Below are 21120 nucleotides of genomic sequence, written 5' to 3' on the forward strand. Positions count from 1 at the left end.
GAGATTTCCCATAGCGCAAGCTAGTAAGATCCCTGAAAGATGATCAGGTTGATAGGTCAGAGGTGGAAGCGCGGCGACGTGTGGAGCTGACTGATACTAATCGATCGAGGACTTAACCAAATTGAGATGAAACGTATTTCTTCTTCTTCATTCATTATCTAGTTTTGAAGGAATGATTTTCTTCAATCATATAATCTAGTGGCGATAGCGAAAAGGTCACACCCGTTCCCATACCGAACACGGAAGTTAAGCTTTTCAGCGCCGATGGTAGTTGAGGGTTTCCCTCTGTGAGAGTAGGACGTCGCTAGGTTTAAAAATGGCCCCTTGGTCAAGCGGTTAAGACACCGCCCTTTCACGGCGGTAACACGGGTTCGAATCCCGTAGGGGTCACCAAAGTTTTTTCAAAAAGTGAGAATAACTTTCCATTTTGGAGGATTAGCTCAGCTGGGAGAGCACCTGCCTTACAAGCAGGGGGTCGGCGGTTCGATCCCGTCATCCTCCATCAAGACTATTTTTCACTTACGTGAAAAATAGTCTTACTTAATAAATTCAAGTAAGAGAAAATAAGATTTTAATAAGCCGGCGTAGCTCAATTGGTAGAGCAACTGACTTGTAATCAGTAGGTTGGGGGTTCAAGTCCTCTCACCGGCACCATTTGTACGAGCCATTAGCTCAGTCGGTAGAGCATCTGACTTTTAATCAGAGGGTCGAAGGTTCGAGTCCTTCATGGCTCACCAAAGTTTTTTGCTTCAGCAAAATACTTTCCATTATGCGGGTGTGGCGGAATTGGCAGACGCACTAGACTTAGGATCTAGCGCCGCAAGGCGTGGGGGTTCGACTCCCTTCACCCGCACCAATGCTTCTTTTTGTATCCTAATAACTTTCCATATGCGGAAGTAGTTCAGTGGTAGAATACAACCTTGCCAAGGTTGGGGTCGCGGGTTCGAATCCCGTCTTCCGCTCCAGAACTTACTTTTGCCGGGGTGGCGGAACTGGCAGACGCACAGGACTTAAAATCCTGCGGTAGGTGACTACCGTACCGGTTCGATTCCGGTCCTCGGCACCAAGGATTTTTACGAATGTAAAATATCCATCCATTAGTGCAAAGCAAAATAGCTGTCCTTAACACACTAATATAAGTGACATTACAAAAATATGCGCCCGTAGCTCAATTGGATAGAGCGTCTGACTACGGATCAGAAGGTTATGGGTTCGACTCCTTTCGGGCGCGCCATTTCTATTAATATTTGTTTGGGGCCTTAGCTCAGCTGGGAGAGCGCCTGCCTTGCACGCAGGAGGTCAGCGGTTCGATCCCGCTAGGCTCCACCAAGATTTTTTCACGGAACGTAGTGTAGTGAAAATAGTCTTCAATAATTCATAAAACGTAGTGTAGTAAAACATCTACTTTAAATTAACTTTGGCGGTGTAGCTCAGCTGGCTAGAGCGTACGGTTCATACCCGTGAGGTCGGGGGTTCGATCCCCTCCGCCGCTACCATAATAGTTTTATTTCTTTGGAGGTATACCCAAGTCTGGCTGAAGGGATCGGTCTTGAAAACCGACAGGCGGGTCAAACCGCGCGGGGGTTCGAATCCCTCTACCTCCTCCATCTTAAGTAAACACTTTAAAAAAACTCTGGTCCCGTGGTGTAGCGGTTAACATGCCTGCCTGTCACGCAGGAGATCGCCGGTTCGATCCCGGTCGGGACCGCCATCTATACATAATTGAATAGCAATACAATGGCTCAGTAGCTCAGTCGGTAGAGCAAAGGACTGAAAATCCTTGTGTCGGCGGTTCGATTCCGTCCTGAGCCATCTTTCTTTTTTGAAGGGGTATAGTTTAAAGGTAGAACAAAGGTCTCCAAAACCTTCGGTGTGGGTTCGATTCCTACTACCCCTGTCAAATAACATGGCGGTTGTGGCGAAGTGGTTAACGCATCGGATTGTGGTTCCGACATTCGTGGGTTCGATTCCCATCAGTCGCCCCATTATATGCAATTTCTTCATTGGGCTATAGCCAAGCGGTAAGGCAACGGACTTTGACTCCGTCATGCGTTGGTTCGAATCCAGCTAGCCCAGTATGAAAAACGAAGTAAGCTTGATGAACTTTCAGAGCTAGACAATAATACATTGTGCGGGTGTAGTTTAATGGTAAAACCTCAGCCTTCCAAGCTGATGTCGTGAGTTCGATTCTCATCACCCGCTCCATAAATACATATAACCTTGTTTCCAACACTAGAGTTGTTTCAAAAAATGAAGCAGCCCTAGTGTTTTTTATTTTTTAAGAAATTGTTTTCATAAAGAAAGGACAGGTGCATAGCACCTATCCTTTTACCAATCTTGTGTATTTTCAAGTAAATGATCGATTTCAATTGTTGTGATGAATGAAAATCCTTCATCTTCAGTAAGGTCGCGAGTGGATTCTAACAATTCATCGATATCAGCTTTTATTAATCGCATAGTTATATACTCCTCTCGTTTATGTACGTTATTAACCATACCCTATTTCCTGGTCTACTAAACTTTTCGATGCGAAGTTCTTCTTTATGGGGGTAAGAAGAAATAAATTATTAATTTCTTTCCCTTATCATGTTATGAATAAAATATGACCAAACTATTACTTAGCTATTAATAAAATAGGAAGAATCTCATTTTTAGTTGAAAAATAGTTATAAATACATTTAAATTAAGGTCGAGAGATGTAGGGGGAGATGAAATAAATGAAAGTATTAGTGATAGAAGATAATGAGAGTGTATGCTCAATGATTGATATGTTTTTTTCTAAAGAGGGAATTAAAGGGACGTATATCCACGATGGTTTAGAAGGCCTTAACACGTTTAAATCAGGTGAATGGGACTTGGTTATTATTGACTGGATGCTTCCGAGTATGGATGGTGTTATGATATGTCGAAAAATCCGAGAAGAAGGCTATTCGGTTCCCATTATTATGTTAACTGCAAAGGATACAGAGTCAGACCAAGTGCTAGGACTTGAAATGGGAGCAGATGATTATGTGACAAAACCGTTCAGTCCACTTGCTTTAATGGCAAGAATCAAGGCGATTAGTCGTCGTATGCAAAGTAATGATCTAGTAAAAGTTGATAAAGGGATGCTACAAACAAAACATTTTAAAATCAGTAAAGATACAAGAGAAGTATTTTTAGATGATCAGCCGGTGTTAAATTTAACACCGAAGGAATTTGAACTTCTTTACTACTTCGCGCAGCATCCAAAGCAGGTCTTTACAAGGGAACAGCTACTTGAGCGAGTATGGGGCTACCAATTTTATGGCGATGAGCGAACAGTAGATGTTCATATTAAAAGATTAAGAAAGAAGATAGGAACCGATTCTCAGCCATTCTTCCATACAGTCTGGGGTGTAGGCTACAAGTTTGATGAAGTGGTGCAAGGAAATGAAAATTAAATATTTGTATCAGCAGCTTATAAGTCACATAAGTGTGCTAGTAGTTGCTTTTTTAATATTAAGCTTAGTGTTCTCTCATTATGTAGAAGGGCTTGTGTATAAAAATAAGGTGGATGAACTTGAATCATACGGTGAAAATATCTTGCGTGACATTACAGAGGGGAATCTTTCCTCCGACCGAATTGTAAATGAGTATATGACCGTATTAGGTGGACGGAATATTAGCTTTTCTATCTTTGATGAGAAAGGAGCAGTTATATTTCCTGCCGATAAGCACGGGGGAGATTTAAGGTTAGTGGATGAAGTACTTGAACAAATTTCGAGCGGAGAGACTCTAATTGTTAAAAATAGGACGAAACGCTCGGATCAGGAAGTAACACTTGTTGCTATTCCTTATATAGTAAATGGACAATTAGCAGGAGGAATCTTTCTTACTGCCCCAATTAGCGGTTCAAGAGAAATGATCAGTCAAATTAATCAATATTTATTTTATACAGTTCTCATCGCTTTAGTGGTTGCTGTTTTACTAAGCTTGATTTTATCAAGAATACATGTTCATCGAATTAAACGAATTCAAGCGGCAACATCATCCGTTGCTGCTGGGAATTACACAGTAAAGCTACCTTCTTCAACATTTGATGAAATAGGGGAACTTGCCGAGGACTTTAATTCAATGGTGATGCGATTAAATGCCTCCAAGGAAGAAATCGAAAGCTTGGAAAATCGCCGTCGTAATTTTATGTCAGATGTATCGCATGAACTTCGAACACCGCTTACAACGATCAGCGGAGTAATTGAAGGACTTAAAAATAATATGATTGCAGAAGAAGAAAAAGAGAAAGGAATTCAACTAGTAAGTAAAGAGACAAAGCGTCTGATTCGCCTGGTAAATGAAAATCTAGATTATGATAAAATCCGCTCAAATCAGATCAAGCTTACTAAAGAAGAGATTCCATTGGATGAGTTATTTGAAATCATCCAAGAGCAATTATCTCTTCAAGCAGAGGAAAAAGGGAACTCTATTCACATAGAGGTAGAGGAAGGTATGTCCATTTATGCGGATTATGACCGTCTTGTGCAAATTCTCATTAATATAACCAAAAATAGCATTCAGTTTACTTCAAATGGAAGTATCTATTTGCGAGGGAAGAATGGAATAAGGGAAACCATTATTGAAATTGAAGATACGGGTATAGGAATCGATCCGATGGAGATTGAGAAAATATGGCATCGTTTTTATAAAGCTGAAATCTCGCGTACATCAAATCCATTTGGAGAGTTTGGGTTAGGCTTGTCGATTGTCAAACAGCTCGTACAGCTTCATAGTGGAAAGATCGAAGTAACGAGTGATAAAGGAAAAGGAACCATATTTACGATTCGTTTTCCCTCAGAATGATTGTAGCAAAATTATAAGCCGCATTTGCGGCTTATTTTTTTTTGCAGAATAAACATAATCTTTCCCTATTATTTCTAACTCTATTAAAGGTTTGTTAATTATTTGTTCATAAATGGGGTCTATGATGTAACTATGAAGCAAGACATAAAGGAGGAGCTTAGGATGAGCGATTTTAATCAATTCCCATCACAATTAGAAACTTCACAAGAATATCATACAGAACCTGTTAAGAAGAAAAAGAAAGGAAGGAAGGTGCAAAGCTTTTTATCAATGGTGACTGCTGGGGTTGTAGGATCTATGCTTACCATCGTAGCTATTCCTAATATAGACACACTTCAAAACCTCTCTGAGAAGATAAGTGGAGTTACTGGAGAGCAAAACTCTGCTGTGTCTAGTTCAAATGAAAATAATGAGGCAGCAGCTGTAGTGACAACTGCTACATCTACAACTCAAAATTCTGATGATATTGCAGTTGCAGATATGGTTGAAGCATCCTCAAAAGCGATTGTAGGGATTGTCAACTTACAAGAACAAACTAGTCGTTATTCTACTGACACATCAGCTGTTGAGGCCGGGTCAGGGTCAGGTGTCATTTTTAAAGTAACAGGTAATGAGGCTTATATTGTTACAAACAATCACGTGATCGAAGGGGCAAGTGAAATTGAGGTTTCGCTTTATAACGGAGAGAAAGCAAGTGCACAACTAATTGGGGCAGATGCTCTAACTGATTTAGCTGTATTAAAAATTGATTCCAAAGATGTTGAAGGCACACTTGAATTCGGAGATTCTTCCACATTACGTGCTGGAGAAGAGGTACTTGCCATAGGAAATCCACTTGGCCTTGAATTTTCACGTACGGTAACTCAAGGGATTGTAAGTGCAACGGATCGGACGATAGCGGTTACGACTTCTGCAGGAGAATGGGAGCTGAATGTAATCCAGACGGATGCAGCCATTAATCCTGGAAATAGTGGTGGAGCTTTACTCAATTCAAGTGGGCAGGTAATAGGAATTAACTCACTTAAGATCTCAGAGGATGGAGTTGAGGGATTAGGATTCGCGATTCCAAGTAATGACGTAGTACCAATCGTAAACCAACTTATTGAATCTGGCCAAATTACACGTCCTTATATGGGAGTAAGCTTAGCAGGTCTAGAGGAACTTCCCCAAATGTATCTGCAGGAAGTACCAGAAACAGTAACAGAAGGTGCAATGGTGATGCAAATCGATTCTAGCTCAGCTGCCGCGAAAGCAGGTTTAGCAGTAGGTGATGTAATCGTTAGTATCGATGACGTGAAGGTAACCAATTCAAATGATTTACGTAAGTATTTATACAATGATCTATCTGTGGGTGATGAAATAACCTTAAAGGTCTATAGCAAAGGACAAGAAAAAACGGTCACGATGACTTTAACAGATCAGCAAGCGACAAGTTAATCAAATCTTCGGAGGGATTAGAAATGGACGTTAATAACAAGATTTTAAATAAACAGGGCATCCAGTTTTATTTGAAGGGAGGTGAATTCATTTGAACAAGGCGGTAAAGTGGACGATAATCGTAGCACCGATCGTCGTTCTAGCGATTGTCATTGTTAGTATGTTTAGTATACCAACCATGACCGTTCAAGCTCAGGGGTTTCATGGAATGAAAGGTGGAGGCGTTCATGGTTTTCATGAAAGAGGTATGATGGTGAACCACTCCTTCTTCTTATTACCATTCTTACTAGGTGTATTAGCAAAGGTTGGCCTAGTGATAGCTGGTTGGATGCTTTGGGTTAGAGGAAAGAGCAATGGAATGAAACTTACTGGTGGAATCTTACTAGCACTAGGAATACTTGCTCTATTACCTACTATTCTAGCCATTCCACTTCTTATTTTATTAGGTTACTTACTTTATAAGGGTGCAGTAAAGAAAGACACAAATGTTCAAGAATTAATGACGGGAGAAGATTTAGTTGTACCGTCCTATACAAATAGAGATTTCCTTGATGAGTGGGAAAACAAAGTACGTAGGGAGGAAAAGTAAAAATGGGGATTTTCAAACGAATAAAAGATATCGCAACAGCAGATTTTAATGACGCTTTGGATCGATTAGAGGATCCAATTAGTATGCTCAAACAATATTTAAGAGAACTTGAGGGAGAGATTGGAAAAGCACAAAAGGCTCTCGCTCAGCAGCTGTATATTGAAAAGAAGTTTGAAGCAGTCATTGAATCAACGATTGACAGAGTCCAAAAAAGAGCAAGGCAAGCTGAGTTAGCAGTCGAAAGAGGAGAAGATCAGATTGCTAGACTAGCGATAGAGGACAAGCTTCAACAAGAGAAAAAATTAAGATTGTATGAAGGACAGTACCACACAATTAAAAATCAAACGAATTTATTGTACGACGAACTCGATAAACTTAAAGAAAAATACGACGAATTACAGGATCGTAAACTGTTGCTCGTTTCTAGAATGACAGCGGCAAAGGTATCAAACGATATCTCACAAGTTCTTTCTTCGATTAATCCGGACCGAGCGGTAAAGGGGTTCATAAGAGTAGAGGAAGAGATACTTAAACTTGAAGCAAAGTCACAAGCAAATCAATATTTCATAAAAGCGAATGCGGGAAGAATTGAGAATGTTCTTGGAACATATTCACATGAAGATGTAGAAAAGGAATTGGAGAAGCTAAAATCTTCAAGACTAGAAACTGTATAATTTGGGAGAGGGAGACGAGCTAATCGTCTCTTTTCTTTTTCATAACTCTTTCATTGCTTGTTAATAGTTTTGTCACATTTACAGGTTAGTATTAGGAAGAGAAAACAAAAGAGAGGACAATTACAAAATGAAGGAAAAATTACTTAGGAAGAAGTTAGTAATAACAATAGTAACAGCATTAGTCGGACTAGCTATTATCGCTGGTATTCTCTTATCAACAAAAGATAGTGTAGTAGCAACGGTAGGAGATGCGTCCATCTCAGAAGATGAACTCCAACAGACTTTGTTAGATCAGTATGGAGCAGATGCACTTGATGTGTTAATTACAAACAAATTAATTGAGCTTGAAGCGGATAAACAAAAGATTACGGTATCAGATGAAGAAGTTGAAGAGGAACTTGCCACATTGGCTGAATCATATGGCGGTGAAACTGCTCTTGAAGAGGCAGTTGTAGCGACTGGAATGACAATGGACGATGTTCGAGACGATATTATTAATTATATTAAAACCGAGAAATTGATTGAGCCAAGAATTGAAATTACAGATGAAGAGTTACAAACATATTTTGATGAAAATAAGGATACTTTTGCTACAGCTGAACAAGTACAAGCAAGCCATATTTTAGTTGCTGATGAAGCAACTGCTAACGAAGTCAAAAGTAAACTAGATGCAGGGGAAGACTTTAGCGAATTAGCTAAAGAATATTCAACAGATACAACAACAGCAGAATCTGGTGGGGACTTAGGATACTTTAGCAGTGGTGATATGGTAGCAGAGTTTGAAGAGGTTGCATTTGCACTCGGTGTGGATGAGATTAGTGCTCCTGTAAAAACGGAGTATGGTTACCATATAATTAAAGTTGTCGATCATCAGGAAGCGAAGGAAGCTAATTTCGAAGATAGTAAGGAAGAGATTACAGATACCTTAATGAATGATAAGATGTCTACAGAATATACAGTATGGTTAGAAGAGCTTAAAGAAGAGTATGAAATTACTAACAATCTAGAAGCATAAAAAGAACCCTCGATTGATTGTTCAATCGAGGGTTCCTCATATTAGAAACTAACTGACTGTTTAGAAATCATTTCTTCGGATGAGTTTGGGACAGCTGGAAGTGGGGTATCAATTAAAGAATGCTTTGTTACATTTTTTGAAACTTCTACATATTTCATATGATGTTCTTCCATCTCAATAATTTTGAAGGTGTAGTTTTCAAGTGTAATTTCGTCGCCTTCTCTTGCCTCATAATTCTCAGTTAAGATCCAACCACCAATCGTATCCACATCTTCATCATCAATATTTAATCCTAATAGATCATTTACTTCGCTAACAAGCATTTTTGCATCAATAATATAGTGATCTTCCTGAAGCTTTCGTATCATTGGAATTTCATCCATATCAAACTCATCACGAATTTCACCAACTATTTCTTCTATGATGTCTTCCACTGTAACTAGACCAGAAGTACCGCCATATTCATCCATAAGAATGGCCATATGGATTCGTTCCTTTTGCATTTTAACTAATAAGTCATGGATAGGAACCGTATCTATAACGCGGATAATAGGTCTTGTATAAATTTCAAGTGTCTTCGTTAAGAGTGTTCGGTTTTGTATGAGCTCAGTCATGATTTCTTTTATATTTACCATTCCTATAATATGGTCCTTGTCACCGTCTATAATAGGGTAACGAGTAAACTTTTCTTCGTTAACAACTTGAAGAAATTCCTCTAACGTATTGTCCTTTGATAGGGTAACGATTTCGCGTCTAGGAACCATAATTTCCTTGGCAATTCGGTTATCGAATTCAAATATTTTGTTTACATATTTAAACTCTGATTGGTTTATCTCACCACTTTTATAGCTCTCAGAAAGTATTAATCGCAGCTCTTCTTCAGAATGTGCTAAGTCATTTATGGAAGCCGGTTTTAGCCCAAATATTTTTGTTAATATTTTCGTTGTTCCATTTAGTACAAAAATGAAAGGGAACATTAGTCGGTAAAACCAGATGAGTGGACGCGCAGTAAAGAGCGTCATTTTCTCTGCTTTTTGCAGTGCCATCGTTTTTGGAGCTATTTTTCCAAATAACACATGAAGGAATGTAATAGCCAAGAAACCTATTCCGAAAGAAAGGAAGGATACTATTGTCTCTGTTCCGTTCATTTGCTGGAAAATAGGACGCAATACGATTTCAATGGGTTCAATTGCTAACCACCCTAGTCCTAGAGTTGTCATAGTAATACCAAGTTGGCAAGCAGACAAGTAATTGTCTAGGTTAGCATTAACCCTTTTTGCAGAAATAGCACTTTTTTTGCCTTCCTCAATGAGCTGGTCGAGCCGTGCGACTCGCACCTTTACAATAGCATATTCCGAAACCACAAAAAATGCCGTCAAAGCAATTAAAATGGCTATTAAAACCAAGTTTAATATGTCCAATAAGTTTCCTTATCTCGCTTAATAAACGAGTAAGGAGTCACCTCCCAGTTAATTCGAAAATTTTACTAACCTATGAAACTCGGGTAAAAACTTCATCAGCCATTCGCTCTCCATTGTTAACTCTTCAGAGAGAACTTTCGTTTGCTGACCATCTAGATTTTCAATTAATGGGATGAGTACAGAAATATCGTGCTGTAGCTGCTTCATTTGTTGACCAATGGAGTGAATATGCTTTTCCATTTCTCCCTGTTTCACGTCTTTTTGCTTTTTCATTTCTAGTTTTCTCTTAATCTCTTCTAAAGGGATATGCATTTCTTTACATTCCTCAATGAAATGTAGAGCTTCTAAGGCTTCATCATTGTAAAGTCTGTAATTTCCCTTTGAACGATCGGCATGCAGTAACCCTAAATTTGTGTAGTAGTCAATCGTTCTTCTTGAAACTTTTGCGATTGAAGCTAGCTCCCCAATTCGGTAAAATACCCCATTGTACCACCTCTGCTTATGAATTGTTTAATATAAATAATTATAATTATACGAAAGGAAAAACTGTACAGTCAAACGTTACGGTTAGATAAAAAATGGTATTATCCATATTTTATGATGAATTTAATATATTATGAAGGTTCTTGGGGGAATTGTTAGAAAAATGAAAAAAGCCTCTTTACTCAGAGGCTTCTGTAAGAGAAGGAATGGGCATCGTCATTCTAAAAATGGTTTTTTCCGTACTTGATTCACATATAAGACGACCTTTATGTTTTTCAATGATTTCTCTACATACGAAAAGTCCAAGGCCAGTTCCGAGTGTTTTAGTAGTGACAAATGGCTCGAAAATTGATTTTAACATCTGGTCTGGAATCATTGGTCCGTTATTTGATATTTCGATAACAACATGCTTATTGTGTGAAAGAGAACAAATGATCTCTATTATTGGGTCTTCACGGTATTGTGTTAATACATCAATTGCATTAAATATAATGTTGATTAGCACCTGTCTAATTTCATCCACGTATCCGAATAAATTAACATGGTCAAAAGTTTCTCTTATAACCTTTACTTTTGAGTCGAGTATGCTTGGATATAAGAATATGAGTACTTCATCAATAAGTTCATTTAATGAAAATGAACTTTTTTCTTTACCAATTAGCTCTTTCTTCGAGAGAAGTAAGAATTGAGAAATACGGAAGTTTAGCTGCTCTAATTCACTTGAAATAATATCTAAGTATTTAATTGATGGATCTTCGGCTTTTAATAATTGAATAAAACCTTGAACCGAAGTTAAGGGGTTTCGAAATTCATGAATAAAACTTGAGGTCATCTGTCCAAGTAGTGTTAGCCTATCTTTGTGTGTAGAATCGATAAATTGCGTCTTTTCTTCAATAATTTTATTTTTCTCCTCTGTAAAGTAAGAAACGGAGTAAAGTAGAAACTTATCGAAGAATGAATCGATGCTCTTTATGGATTCTTGGATTTCTTCTTTTGTAAATTCAGTTTCAAGTAAATGGTGATAGATAATCGAACGGCCGATATTGACATTATAAACAAATGTCCCAATGTTGATAGAATCATTTACTCGTTGTTCAGCAATTACTAACGAAAATTCTTCAATGAACTTTTCAAAGTCTAGACCTTCTATATCAAGACCATCTAGAATCATTTGAAATAATGAAAAATCATTCGTATTAATTTCAAATTTATATGGATCTTCTGTTGATATCAGGATTTCTTTTTCCCATAAAGAGACTAATAAATTCTTTGATTTTGAGAGATAATCAATTAATTTCTCCCTGGTTGCTTGTAGCATGGATTGTCACTCACCCTTATATTCTTTCTCTCTCTTTATTAGTTAATAAGGATATATTCGAGGATTTTAGGTGGAATCCTCTTTCGAAAAATGAGAAAGATAGAAATCATACGTAAGTCTTATTAATTGTAAAAAAAATCCATTTTTAAAACACCTATGAGCATGAGTAAGTTATTGTGACATTTCACACAGCGACCCAAAAGGAAACGTGCTATAAATAAAGATAATCATTCTCAATTAGATTCATTGTAAGAAAAACAATAAGTATACGGGTGATAACTATGTTAGTAGCATTAAAAGCGGGGGAAAAAGCCGTTATTAAGGATATATCTGGCGCCAATGCTTTAGTCAGGCGCAGATTATTAGATTTAGGTATAACTGAGGGCTCGATTGTCTGTATAAAATGCATTATGCCGTTTGGTGGACCTGTCATGCTCGAATCATGCGGACAGTGCGTAGGAATTAGGAGAAACGAGGCAAGTTGCATTGAGGTGGAAAAAGGATAATGGAAATTGCTCTATTTGGAAATCCGAATACTGGAAAGACGTCACTTTTCAACAGCTTAACAGGTTCGTATGAGTATATAGGGAACTGGAGTGGAGTGACAGTTGAGAAAAAGATTGGTGCCTTTAAGCAAAAAGCAGCAAGGTTAATTGATTTACCAGGAATCTACTCCTTAAACCCTCTATCTAAGGATGAAGGTGTTGTTACCCAATTTGTTCTTCATGAATCATACGATAAAATCCTAAATATTATTGATGCTTCACAAATTGAAAGGAACTTACATCTTACTCTCCAATTATTAGAGCTAGGTAAGCCTATTGTTATTGGGGTGAATATGGTTGATGTAGCTAGCAAACGAGGAATTGAAGTACATACCGAGAAGCTTGAAAAGATATTAGGTATCCCCGTAACTTCTGTAATCGCACGAAGTGGCAAAGGTTGTGATGTGCTTGCAGAGATGGTAACGGATTCCTCCAATGTAGGTTCGAATAAAAGCCTCATAAACTATGGGAAGGAAATTGAAGAAACGATACTACATATCTCACAATTAATTGAAGAGAAAACAAAGATATCCGCACGTTGGCTTACACTTCAGCTGTTAGAAGGAAATGAGTATGTAAAGAAGTATATGAATGATCTTGTTGGAGAAGAAAAAATTAATCTGATCATTGAAAAAGTTGAACAAAATATTTTTCAAGTATCTGCTAAAACGGTAGAGACATTTATATACCAAACTAGAAGAGAAGTCATCACATCTATAGCCGAAAAGGTTACCGTGAAAAGAAAAGACATACACCCACCATTTTCAGAGAAAATGGATGCTTTGGTTACTAATAAGTGGTTAGGAATTCCTATTTTCCTTAGCCTGATGTATGTGATGTTTATGCTTACGTTTGACTGGCTTGGCTTTCCACTATCTGATTTACTTGATGGGTTTATTACTGGTCCTCTAACAAATTTAATTGAAGGCTTACTTGGATTAGTTGGGGCATCTGAATTTATACATGCTATTGTTCTTGACGGTATTGTTGCAGGAGTGGGTGGGGTTCTTGTTTTTGTACCACAAATTTTCATCCTGTTTTTCTTTATTTCCTTACTGGAGGATTCAGGCTATATGGCTAGAGTAGCATTAGTCATGGATCGGATGATGGAGTTGGTTGGTTTAAATGGAAAGGCATTTATTCCAATGATGATTGGATTTGGTTGTAATGTTCCAGGAGTCATGGCAGCCCGTACGATTGAAACTCTGAAAGAAAGATTGCTTACCATATTGTTAACTCCTCTTATGTCATGTTCGGCTCGACTTCCTGTATATGCCTTGTTTGTAGGAGCTTTCTTTGTAGAGCATAAAGCTTTTATTGTCCTTTCTCTATATGTTATCGGGATTATTGTTGCTCTGGTTGTCGCAAAGGTTTTTTCTAAAACACTATTAAATGGAGAGACCTCACTATTCGTCATTGAGCTTCCTCCTTATCGACTCCCTCAATTCCAGACACTATGGAGAAGTACATGGGATAAAGGCAAAGGTTTTATCCGTAAGGCTGGTACTTTTATATTTGCAGGTTCTGTCCTTATTTGGCTTTTATCATATGCTGGTCCAGCAGGAGTAAATGTAAATATGGATGATAGTTTTTTAGCAATGATCGGAGGGGTATTTGCACCCCTATTTACTCCAATTGGCTTTGGTTCTTGGCAAGCGGGAGCCTCCTTGTTAACGGGCTTTTTAGCAAAGGAAGCAATTATATCAACGATGAATATCATTTACTTCGTTCCTGATGAATCTAGTCTACAAGGTTTACTAGCAACATCTTATTCTCCTTTAGCTGCCTATAGTTTTATGTTGTTTATTTTATTGTATATCCCTTGCTTGGCAACTGTAGCAACAATAAGAAAAGAAACTGCTTCAAGAAAATGGACAATTATTTCAATTGTTTATGCCTTTGTCGTAGCCTATGTTTTATGTTTACTTGTCTACCAAGTTGGGAAACTATTAGGATTTTCATGAAAATGAGGTGGGATCATGTTGGCGAATATTCTATTAGGTAGCATTATTTTTGGTTATGCAGGCTTTTCTTTTTATAAGCATATTCAAAAATCAAGACAAGGGAAATGTGCCGCGTGTGCGGTCAAGAATGCTTGTAAAAGTGAAGCCGTATGTATTAGTCAAGTTACTGATAATAAATAAATGTATAAACTGCTGTTCATCAGGACAGCAGTTTTTTATTGGAATATTTTCCATTGTTGCTTTATAATAAGTGGAGGATGTGTAAAATTACACCAATTCATTTTAAAGGACTGAATGGATTTGACTAGAGACGAGATAATATCGAAGGTATCGGAGAAAATGAGGTTAATCCGGACGGAAGCAGGATACACACAGGATAAAATGGGTGAAGTCATCGGTCTTTCGAAAAAGACGCTCGTACAAATTGAAAAAGGTAGGATGGATGCAAACTGGCAGACGGTTGTTACCATTTGTGCTCTATTTCGTGAAACAGAAACCATTCAATATTTATTTGGTAGTGACCCATTAGAAGTGCTTGAGACTGTGGCGAGAGATGGGATTGATTACCGAAAAGAAAAAACATTGGGTGGAAAGCTATGGTGGCGTGAAATTGACAGAAAAAAGGGGATTATTCTACAGCAGAATGTCTTAAGTCAACACTATCGTATTCTTGATGATGAGTACTTCCGCATTTTCAGCAGCTTCGAAGAACATGCGTCCAGAGAGCGTTTTGAAGAGCTTGTGAATGAAATAAAGGAGTAAGAACAAAAAGCTACCGGGTTTCCAATAAGGGATACTTAGTAGCTTTTTTTCATGAGATATTTGGAATAAAGTTAGTTGTCACTTTCATCATTTGAGTTGTAGCGGGTGTTGAAAAGAAATTGATTTGGAGACATGATTGAGCGTCTGGTCGTTCTCAAAAATAGATTTGATCTTATTTAGAAATAAATGATTCCTTTGTCCATCAACAACTACTAGCAACTTACTCCCCCTTTTTATTGTTAAAAAGAATGTCACTAGCTTTGTTATGTGTAAGCCTGAAACTGAATGATGATTATGATAAAAAGTGACCATGCCATTGAATTTCTTTGCTAATGTATAAAGTTCCATTATCTCTTTCATCATTATTCGGTGGGTATAACAAATCGTTATAGACGATGTTTCATTCATGGATAGCACTCCTTTACCCGAGTTATTTTTATCAATTATTACCCCTTCTTCCCCATAATGAAACATGTTTGTTAGGAAATATACTGAGAATTCAATCTCTTCCGTCTAGAGGCGGAGGAAAATCCCATCAAAGGTCTGTTTTGAGTAAAAGCAATGCAAAGTAAACTAAAGGTATCAAAGGGAGTTAGGGGTAGAATAAATGAAAAAATTTATTGTTGTTTTTCAAAACAAAAATTTCACCAAGCTTTTTTTAGCGAACTTCACCTCACAAATGGGTAGTACGATTGGACTTACTGCTTTTATGTTTTTTTTATTGGATCGTTTTTCCGACCAGCCTATGTACGCATCTATAACAGAGTTAATGTATTCACTCCCAACACTAGCTGTTTTTTTTCTAGTCGGCGTATTTGCAGATCGAATGGATAGACAAAAGATTGCTTTCAGCTGTGACTGGATAAGTGCTGTACTTTCCATAATATTTTTAGGGACATTAATAATTGGTTCGATGCCACTGATCTTCTTTGTTCTCTTTTTAAGAAGTGCCGTTCAAAAATTCTTTTTTCCCGCCGAGCATTCGATGGTTCAAGGAATTCTTAAGCAGGATGATTACACAACTGCTGCTGGTTTAAATCAATTGGTCATGAGTTTGTTTATGCTATTTGGTAATGGGTTAGGGGTATTAGCCTATTGGACGGTAGGGATTTACGGGGCAATCCTTATCGATACCATTACGTTCATGATAAGTGCTCTTCTTATCCGTTCTTGCCAGATTCAAGAGAGTGTAAGAATGCCAAATGGAAAGCATCGATTAAAAGATTTAAATATTTCTACTGTATTTGTTGATTTCAAGGATTCAATGAAATATATACTACAGCACGGCCTCCTAAGAACACTGTTGATTGGATTTATTGTGTTTGGTGTTGTAAACGGTGGTTTTAGTGTAATGCCTGTTTTTATCTTAAAATATAAGCTTGCACCGGAAAACTACGAACAATTTTCAATTATTATCGGAATCATGTTTGGAACAGGAGCTTTACTAGGAAGTGTCGTTGCATCGGTTATAAGTGAAAAACTAAAACTTCATCAGCTTATTATTATGGGGCTTATTATTACGGGTAGTTTTGTCATCCTTTCATCACTAGTTACGTCCCTTGTCTTATTCTTTGTTTTAGTGTTTATTGCGGCTCTAGGCTTGCCACTTGTTAATATTGGAATCGGAGGATGGATGCCAAGTATTGTAGACCCTAAAATGATGGGGAGAGTTCAAGGGTGGATTTCACCATTAATGATGCTTTCTCAATCGCTAACTTTGGGATTTATCGCTTATAGTTTTCCAGCATTATTAAAAGTGGAGATGCTTTATTGGATCGTCGGAGGATGCTTGATGTTAGTGGGAGTATTTTATGCCATTGCTCTTCCAAAATACAGTCGGAATCTCCAACCAAAATCCAAGCCATTGACGGTTTCTTAGTAATGGTGAAAGCATACCAATATTGAGAAAATTCAATTGACTTTATTGTATTTTGATGATAATGTAACAAATATGGAAAATAATGAAAGGATAGGAGGTTACGATCATGAGAGTAAGAGATTTACACATTCACTTAACTGAATATGAGAGCGTAACCATTTATAATCCTTGTCCTTAAATGAGCACAGTTAACTATTTTATCAATGGCACAGGTTACGTATGAGTAGCTTGTGCTTTTTTGTCGCCTTTTGACATATCGCATAGGATGCGGTATGTCTTTTTTGTCTTGTACAAGAGGTAGCATTGGGAATATCCCATTACTATAAAAAATTCTAGGAGGAAGTAACAATGCAAACATTACGTGTAGAAAGATTATTGGTATCACCCGTGGAGCTTGAGAGTGGTTAGTTATACATGACGGAAAGAAAAGAGAGGAGACTCCAAGATGTTCTCTATTTTAGGAAAATTGAGTTGGTTCTTTAAAGAAAATTGGAAACGCTATACTGTTGCGATAACACTTCTTATTTTTATTGGATTTGTTGATGTTATTCCACCAAAGCTTGTCGGAATGGTTATTGATGATATTCATATGGGAGTAATAAGTAAGGAAAAAATTGTTCAGTACTTATTAGCTTTTTTTGTTCTGACAGTTGTATCCTATGGAGTCACATATATTTGGATGTACCAGCTGTTTGGTGGGGCTTTTCTTATTGAAAGAAAACTGCGCTCACAATTTATGAGGCATCTTTTTAAAATGACACCAACGTTCTTTGAAAAAAATCGAACGGGAGATTTAATGGCCCGTGCAACAAATGATCTAAAGGCTATTTCTACAACTGCTGGATTTGGTATTTTAACACTGGTAGATTCCACAGCCTTTATGCTTACAATTGTTGCGATGATGACGGTCTTTATTAGTTGGGAACTTACTCTTGCAGCAGTCCTACCGTTGCCAATCATGGCTGTTCTCATCAATTATTACGGCAATACCATTCATAAAAAGTTTATGTCAGCACAGGATGCATTTGGTGAACTTAATGATCGTGTTCTCGAGTCGGTTTCAGGAGTAAGAGTGATTCGCGCCTATGTTCAAGAACGTGAAGATCAAGAACGATTTCACAATATGACTGAGGATGTTTATAAAAAGAATGTGGCTGTTGCAAAAATAGATTCTTTGTTTAATCCAACGATCAAGGTTTTGGTTGGACTAAGTTATGTTATTGGATTAGGTTTTGGTTCATACTTAGTGTTCCATAATCGACTCACGTTAGGGGAACTTGTTTCGTTTAATGTATATTTAGGTATGCTTGTTTGGCCAATGTTTGCGATTGGAGAGCTTATCAATATTATGCAAAGAGGAAATGCTTCACTAGACCGCGTACAAGAAACATTATCCTACCAGCCTGATGTATCGGATCCATTGAATCCAAAATCGGATAATAATCCGGAGCAGATTACGTTCAAGGAATTTTCATTTCGATACCCATCCTCTAACGTAGATAACCTAAGTAAAATCAACGTAGATTTGAAGCGAGGGGAGACATTGGGGATTGTTGGAAAAACAGGAAGTGGAAAAACAACCTTTATTAAACAGCTATTAAGAGAATATCCGTTAGGGGTAGGAGCATTAACTATTTCTAATGTAGAGTTAAATGAGCATACGTTAGAGACAACTAGAGGATGGATTGGGTACGTTCCACAAGATCACGTCCTGTTTTCAAAGACGGTAAAAGAAAATATTCTTTTTGGACGACTGGACGCTACTGATGCTGATTTGGTTAAAGCTATCGAGTTAGCGGATTTCCAGAAGGATATTGAGATGCTTCCCGAAGGTCTAGAAACACTTGTTGGGGAAAAAGGTGTAGCTTTATCTGGGGGACAAAAACAAAGAATTTCGATAGCGAGAGCATTAATTAAGAATCCTGAAATTCTTATTTTAGACGATTCTCTTTCAGCCGTTGATGCAAAAACAGAAAAGAAAATCATCGAAAATATACGAAGTGAACGAAGTGGAAAGACAACAATTATAACGACCCATCGAATGTCTGCAGTCCAGCACGCGGACCGTATTCTCGTGTTAGATGAAGGGATCATTGTTGAGGAAGGAACCCATGAAGAACTTATGGAACGGAACGGCTGGTATCGAGAGCAATATGATAGACAGCAGGTTCAAACCTCATCTGAAGTGGAGGTGAGTGTATGACGACTGGTAAACGCCTCGTACAATACGCTTTGCATTATAAAAAAATCATAATCGCAGCACTTATGATGCTTTCTGTTGCGGTTACCGCTGACCTTGCGGGACCATTCATAGCCAAGCGAATGATTGATCAACACATATTAGGGATTGAGTCGACTTGGTATCAAACGAATGGAACGAAGGACTCAGTCGAATACAAAGGGAATTATTATAAACGTGAGACATATATTGAGGATGATGAGGTGAAGGTAGAAGAAGCGACTATCCTACAAGTCAATCGTTCCTTTGTCTTTGTTGAGGAGGCTACTCCCTTTGACGGGGAAAGAAGCTTTAATAATGGCGTCCTAACTATTACAAAGGGAGAAGAGATTGAAACCTTCGAAGGAACAAAGCTTTCAACCGAGGAGCTGGTAGCATTTTATCAGCCGGAAACCTCAAGAATTATTGGTTTATTATCACTGTATTTCGGACTGATCGTTATTGCAGCTATTTTTGAATACGGACAGCGTTTTTATTTGCAGATGTCTGCAAACCGGGTCATCCAAAAAATGCGTGAGGATGTATTTGGACAGATTCAAAAGCTTCCTATTCGATACTTTGATAATTTGCCAGCCGGTAAGGTTGTTGCGAGAATAACAAATGATACTGAAGCAATTCGAGAATTATATGTTACTGTACTATCAACCTTTTTTACCAGTGCGATTTACATTACGGGAATCTATATTGCTTTATTCATTCTCAATGTAAAGCTAGCGTTCATTTGTTTATTACTATTGCCAATTCTCTTTGTGTGGACACTTGTATATCGAAAATACGCATCAAAGTATAATCATAAAATACGTTCGAGAAATAGTGATATTAACGCAATTGTTAATGAATCCATTCAAGGGATGAATGTAATTCAAGCATTTAATCGAGAAAAGCAAACTCAGAAAGAATTTGAAAAACTAAATGAAGATCACTTTAAATTCCAAAACAAACTTTTAAGTCTCAATTCATTAACTTCACATAATTTAGTAAACGTACTAAGGAATGTGATATTTGTAGCTTTTATTTGGTATTTTGGGGGAGAGGCACTAAAGCCAAGTGCAGTAGTCTCGCTAGGAATGCTGTATGCGTTTGTTGATTATATTAATCGCCTTTTTAACCCTATTCAAGGGATTGTGAATCAGCTAGCCAATCTAGAACAAGCGCTCGTTGCGGCAGACCGTGTGTTTGAGTTATTAACGGAAGAGGGAATCAATGTTAATGATCATCGGATGGAACGCTATAAGGGGAATGTAACTTTTGAGCATGTTTCCTTTGGATATAAAGAAAATGAATTTGTTTTAAAGGATATTCATTTTACTGCGGAGCACGGGGAAACTGTGGCGCTTGTAGGACATACCGGTTCAGGGAAAAGCTCAATTATCAATTTGCTTTTTAGATTTTACGATTGTCAAAAAGGAAGTATTTTAGTTGATGGAACCGATATAAAAAATATTCCCCATCAAACACTACGACAGCATATGGGAATCGTGTTACAGGATCCTTTTCTATTCACTGGTACGATTGCTTCAAACGTTAGTCTCGATAATCCAGCTATTACTCGAGAAAAGGTTGAACAGGCACTTCGTGATGTAGGAGCTGATAGAGTATTTAAACATTTGGAAAAAGGCTTTGATGAACCGGTTATTGAAAAGGGCAGCACGTTATCAAGTGGACAGAGACAGCTTATATCTTTTGCAAGAGCATTGGCATTCGATCCGGCCATTCTTATCTTGGATGAAGCAACATCTAGTATTGATACAGAGACAGAAATGATCATTCAAGAGGCAATGGATGTATTGAAAAAGGGAAGAACCACATTCATTATAGCTCACAGATTATCCACTATTCGAAATGCTGATCAAATACTTGTATTAGATAAAGGGTGTATCGTCGAAAAAGGGACGCATGATGAATTAATGGAACAAGAAGGAAAGTATTATCAAATGTATCAGCTTCAACAAGGAAGCAGCTTAGCGGGTTGATGT

General features: G+C 37.7%; 18 protein-coding genes, 17 tRNA genes and 2 rRNA genes. 32 read left to right on the plus strand and 5 right to left on the minus strand.

Annotated features, from left to right (window positions below):
* The 19 genes from ACGLXV_RS09595 to ACGLXV_RS09685 all read left to right on the plus strand — a co-directional run.
* Positions 1-120 (plus strand): 23S ribosomal RNA (locus tag ACGLXV_RS09595); the annotation flags it as partial.
* A 74-nt stretch (positions 121-194) separates the two neighbouring features.
* Positions 195-310: ribosomal RNA gene (gene rrf / locus ACGLXV_RS09600) — 5S ribosomal RNA — on the plus strand.
* Positions 311-318: 8 nt separating this feature from the next.
* Positions 319-393: transfer RNA gene (locus ACGLXV_RS09605), tRNA-Glu, on the plus strand.
* 36 nt (positions 394-429) lie between these two features.
* Positions 430-502: transfer RNA gene (locus ACGLXV_RS09610), tRNA-Val, on the plus strand.
* 76 nt (positions 503-578) lie between these two features.
* A tRNA-Thr gene (locus tag ACGLXV_RS09615) sits at positions 579-654 on the plus strand.
* A 7-nt stretch (positions 655-661) separates the two neighbouring features.
* Positions 662-737, plus strand: a tRNA-Lys gene (locus tag ACGLXV_RS09620).
* Between the two features lie 34 nt (positions 738-771).
* Positions 772-856: transfer RNA gene (locus tag ACGLXV_RS09625), tRNA-Leu, on the plus strand.
* Between the two features lie 34 nt (positions 857-890).
* Positions 891-965, plus strand: a tRNA-Gly gene (locus ACGLXV_RS09630).
* 12 nt (positions 966-977) lie between these two features.
* Positions 978-1066 (plus strand) — tRNA-Leu (locus ACGLXV_RS09635).
* Between the two features lie 91 nt (positions 1067-1157).
* Positions 1158-1234, plus strand: a tRNA-Arg gene (locus ACGLXV_RS09640).
* Positions 1235-1253: 19 nt separating this feature from the next.
* Positions 1254-1329: transfer RNA gene (locus tag ACGLXV_RS09645), tRNA-Ala, on the plus strand.
* A 90-nt stretch (positions 1330-1419) separates the two neighbouring features.
* Positions 1420-1496, plus strand: a tRNA-Met gene (locus ACGLXV_RS09650).
* An 18-nt stretch (positions 1497-1514) separates the two neighbouring features.
* Positions 1515-1607: transfer RNA gene (locus ACGLXV_RS09655), tRNA-Ser, on the plus strand.
* A 28-nt stretch (positions 1608-1635) separates the two neighbouring features.
* A tRNA-Asp gene (locus ACGLXV_RS09660) sits at positions 1636-1711 on the plus strand.
* Between the two features lie 28 nt (positions 1712-1739).
* Positions 1740-1812, plus strand: a tRNA-Phe gene (locus ACGLXV_RS09665).
* Between the two features lie 14 nt (positions 1813-1826).
* Positions 1827-1897, plus strand: a tRNA-Trp gene (locus ACGLXV_RS09670).
* Between the two features lie 12 nt (positions 1898-1909).
* A tRNA-His gene (locus tag ACGLXV_RS09675) sits at positions 1910-1985 on the plus strand.
* A gap of 19 nt (positions 1986-2004) precedes the next feature.
* Positions 2005-2076, plus strand: a tRNA-Gln gene (locus tag ACGLXV_RS09680).
* Between the two features lie 55 nt (positions 2077-2131).
* Positions 2132-2205 (plus strand) — tRNA-Gly (locus tag ACGLXV_RS09685).
* A 123-nt stretch (positions 2206-2328) separates the two neighbouring features.
* On the opposite strand, the gene ACGLXV_RS09690 is transcribed toward ACGLXV_RS09685, so the two are convergent.
* Entirely contained in the window at positions 2329-2457 is a 129-nt protein-coding gene (locus ACGLXV_RS09690) for a hypothetical protein (RefSeq protein WP_276131190.1), read from the minus strand.
* A 260-nt stretch (positions 2458-2717) separates the two neighbouring features.
* Between ACGLXV_RS09690 and ACGLXV_RS09695 the strand changes: the two genes are divergently transcribed.
* The 6 genes from ACGLXV_RS09695 to ACGLXV_RS09720 all read left to right on the plus strand — a co-directional run bounded on the left by ACGLXV_RS09695 (position 2718) and on the right by ACGLXV_RS09720 (position 8533).
* Positions 2718-3422 (plus strand): response regulator transcription factor, encoded by a 705-nt coding sequence (locus tag ACGLXV_RS09695; protein ID WP_119707087.1) that lies wholly within the window; start codon positions 2718-2720, stop codon positions 3420-3422.
* Complete coding sequence (locus ACGLXV_RS09700) at positions 3412-4818, plus strand: sensor histidine kinase (RefSeq protein ID WP_391558417.1); 1407 nt, start codon at positions 3412-3414, stop codon at positions 4816-4818. Before ACGLXV_RS09695 ends, ACGLXV_RS09700 begins: the two co-directional genes overlap by 11 nt.
* A gap of 162 nt (positions 4819-4980) precedes the next feature.
* Positions 4981-6255, plus strand: a complete 1275-nt coding sequence (locus ACGLXV_RS09705; protein ID WP_391558418.1) for a S1C family serine protease — start codon at positions 4981-4983, stop codon at positions 6253-6255.
* A gap of 91 nt (positions 6256-6346) precedes the next feature.
* A complete protein-coding gene (locus ACGLXV_RS09710) occupies positions 6347-6844 on the plus strand; it encodes a hypothetical protein (RefSeq protein WP_391558419.1) in 498 nt (165 codons plus the stop codon).
* A gap of 2 nt (positions 6845-6846) precedes the next feature.
* Complete coding sequence (locus tag ACGLXV_RS09715; RefSeq protein ID WP_391558420.1) at positions 6847-7518, plus strand: PspA/IM30 family protein; 672 nt, start codon at positions 6847-6849, stop codon at positions 7516-7518.
* A gap of 127 nt (positions 7519-7645) precedes the next feature.
* Positions 7646-8533 carry a peptidylprolyl isomerase gene (locus ACGLXV_RS09720; RefSeq protein ID WP_119707092.1) on the plus strand — a complete coding sequence of 296 codons (888 nt, stop codon included), beginning with the start codon at positions 7646-7648 and terminating at the stop codon, positions 8531-8533.
* A 41-nt stretch (positions 8534-8574) separates the two neighbouring features.
* Here ACGLXV_RS09720 and ACGLXV_RS09725 read toward each other — a convergent pair whose 3' ends face one another.
* The 3 genes from ACGLXV_RS09725 to ACGLXV_RS09735 all read right to left on the minus strand — a co-directional run bounded on the left by ACGLXV_RS09725 (position 8575) and on the right by ACGLXV_RS09735 (position 11755).
* Positions 8575-9954, minus strand: coding sequence for a hemolysin family protein (locus ACGLXV_RS09725; RefSeq protein ID WP_119707093.1), 1380 nt, complete (start codon positions 9952-9954; stop codon positions 8575-8577).
* Positions 9955-10002: 48 nt separating this feature from the next.
* Positions 10003-10461, minus strand: coding sequence for a MerR family transcriptional regulator (locus ACGLXV_RS09730; RefSeq protein WP_391558458.1), 459 nt, complete (start codon positions 10459-10461; stop codon positions 10003-10005).
* Positions 10462-10615: 154 nt separating this feature from the next.
* Positions 10616-11755, minus strand: a complete 1140-nt coding sequence (locus tag ACGLXV_RS09735; protein ID WP_119707095.1) for a histidine kinase N-terminal domain-containing protein — start codon at positions 11753-11755, stop codon at positions 10616-10618.
* 281 nt (positions 11756-12036) lie between these two features.
* On the opposite strand from ACGLXV_RS09735, the gene ACGLXV_RS09740 reads away from it, so the two are divergent.
* The 4 genes from ACGLXV_RS09740 to ACGLXV_RS09755 all read left to right on the plus strand — a co-directional run bounded on the left by ACGLXV_RS09740 (position 12037) and on the right by ACGLXV_RS09755 (position 15026).
* Positions 12037-12261 (plus strand): FeoA family protein, encoded by a 225-nt coding sequence (locus ACGLXV_RS09740; RefSeq protein ID WP_391558421.1) that lies wholly within the window; start codon positions 12037-12039, stop codon positions 12259-12261.
* Positions 12261-14264 (plus strand): ferrous iron transport protein B, encoded by a 2004-nt coding sequence (gene feoB, locus ACGLXV_RS09745; RefSeq protein WP_391558422.1) that lies wholly within the window; start codon positions 12261-12263, stop codon positions 14262-14264. The genes ACGLXV_RS09740 and feoB overlap by 1 nt, the downstream gene beginning before the upstream one ends.
* Positions 14265-14279: 15 nt before the next feature.
* A complete protein-coding gene (locus ACGLXV_RS09750; protein ID WP_391558423.1) occupies positions 14280-14444 on the plus strand; it encodes a FeoB-associated Cys-rich membrane protein in 165 nt (54 codons plus the stop codon).
* A 120-nt stretch (positions 14445-14564) separates the two neighbouring features.
* A complete protein-coding gene (locus ACGLXV_RS09755; protein ID WP_119710498.1) occupies positions 14565-15026 on the plus strand; it encodes a helix-turn-helix transcriptional regulator in 462 nt (153 codons plus the stop codon).
* 87 nt (positions 15027-15113) lie between these two features.
* Here ACGLXV_RS09755 and ACGLXV_RS09760 read toward each other — a convergent pair whose 3' ends face one another.
* Positions 15114-15434, minus strand: a complete 321-nt coding sequence (locus tag ACGLXV_RS09760; protein ID WP_119707099.1) for a hypothetical protein — start codon at positions 15432-15434, stop codon at positions 15114-15116.
* Between the two features lie 199 nt (positions 15435-15633).
* Here ACGLXV_RS09760 and ACGLXV_RS09765 point away from each other — a divergent pair, with 199 nt between their 5' ends.
* From ACGLXV_RS09765 to ACGLXV_RS09775, 3 genes are all read left to right on the plus strand, one after another.
* Entirely contained in the window at positions 15634-16905 is a 1272-nt protein-coding gene (locus tag ACGLXV_RS09765) for an MFS transporter (protein WP_391558424.1), read from the plus strand.
* 445 nt (positions 16906-17350) lie between these two features.
* On the plus strand, positions 17351-19108 hold the full coding sequence (locus ACGLXV_RS09770) for an ABC transporter ATP-binding protein (protein WP_391558425.1): 1758 nt from the start codon (positions 17351-17353) through the stop codon (positions 19106-19108).
* The gene (locus ACGLXV_RS09775) at positions 19105-21117 is read left to right on the plus strand and encodes an ABC transporter ATP-binding protein (protein WP_391558426.1); all 2013 of its coding nucleotides are present in this window, start codon (positions 19105-19107) and stop codon (positions 21115-21117) included. The genes ACGLXV_RS09770 and ACGLXV_RS09775 overlap by 4 nt, the downstream gene beginning before the upstream one ends.
* Positions 21118-21120 lie beyond the last annotated feature (3 nt).

This window comes from Robertmurraya sp. (assembly GCF_036676585.1).
Lineage (GTDB): Bacteria > Bacillota > Bacilli > Bacillales > Cytobacillaceae > Robertmurraya_A.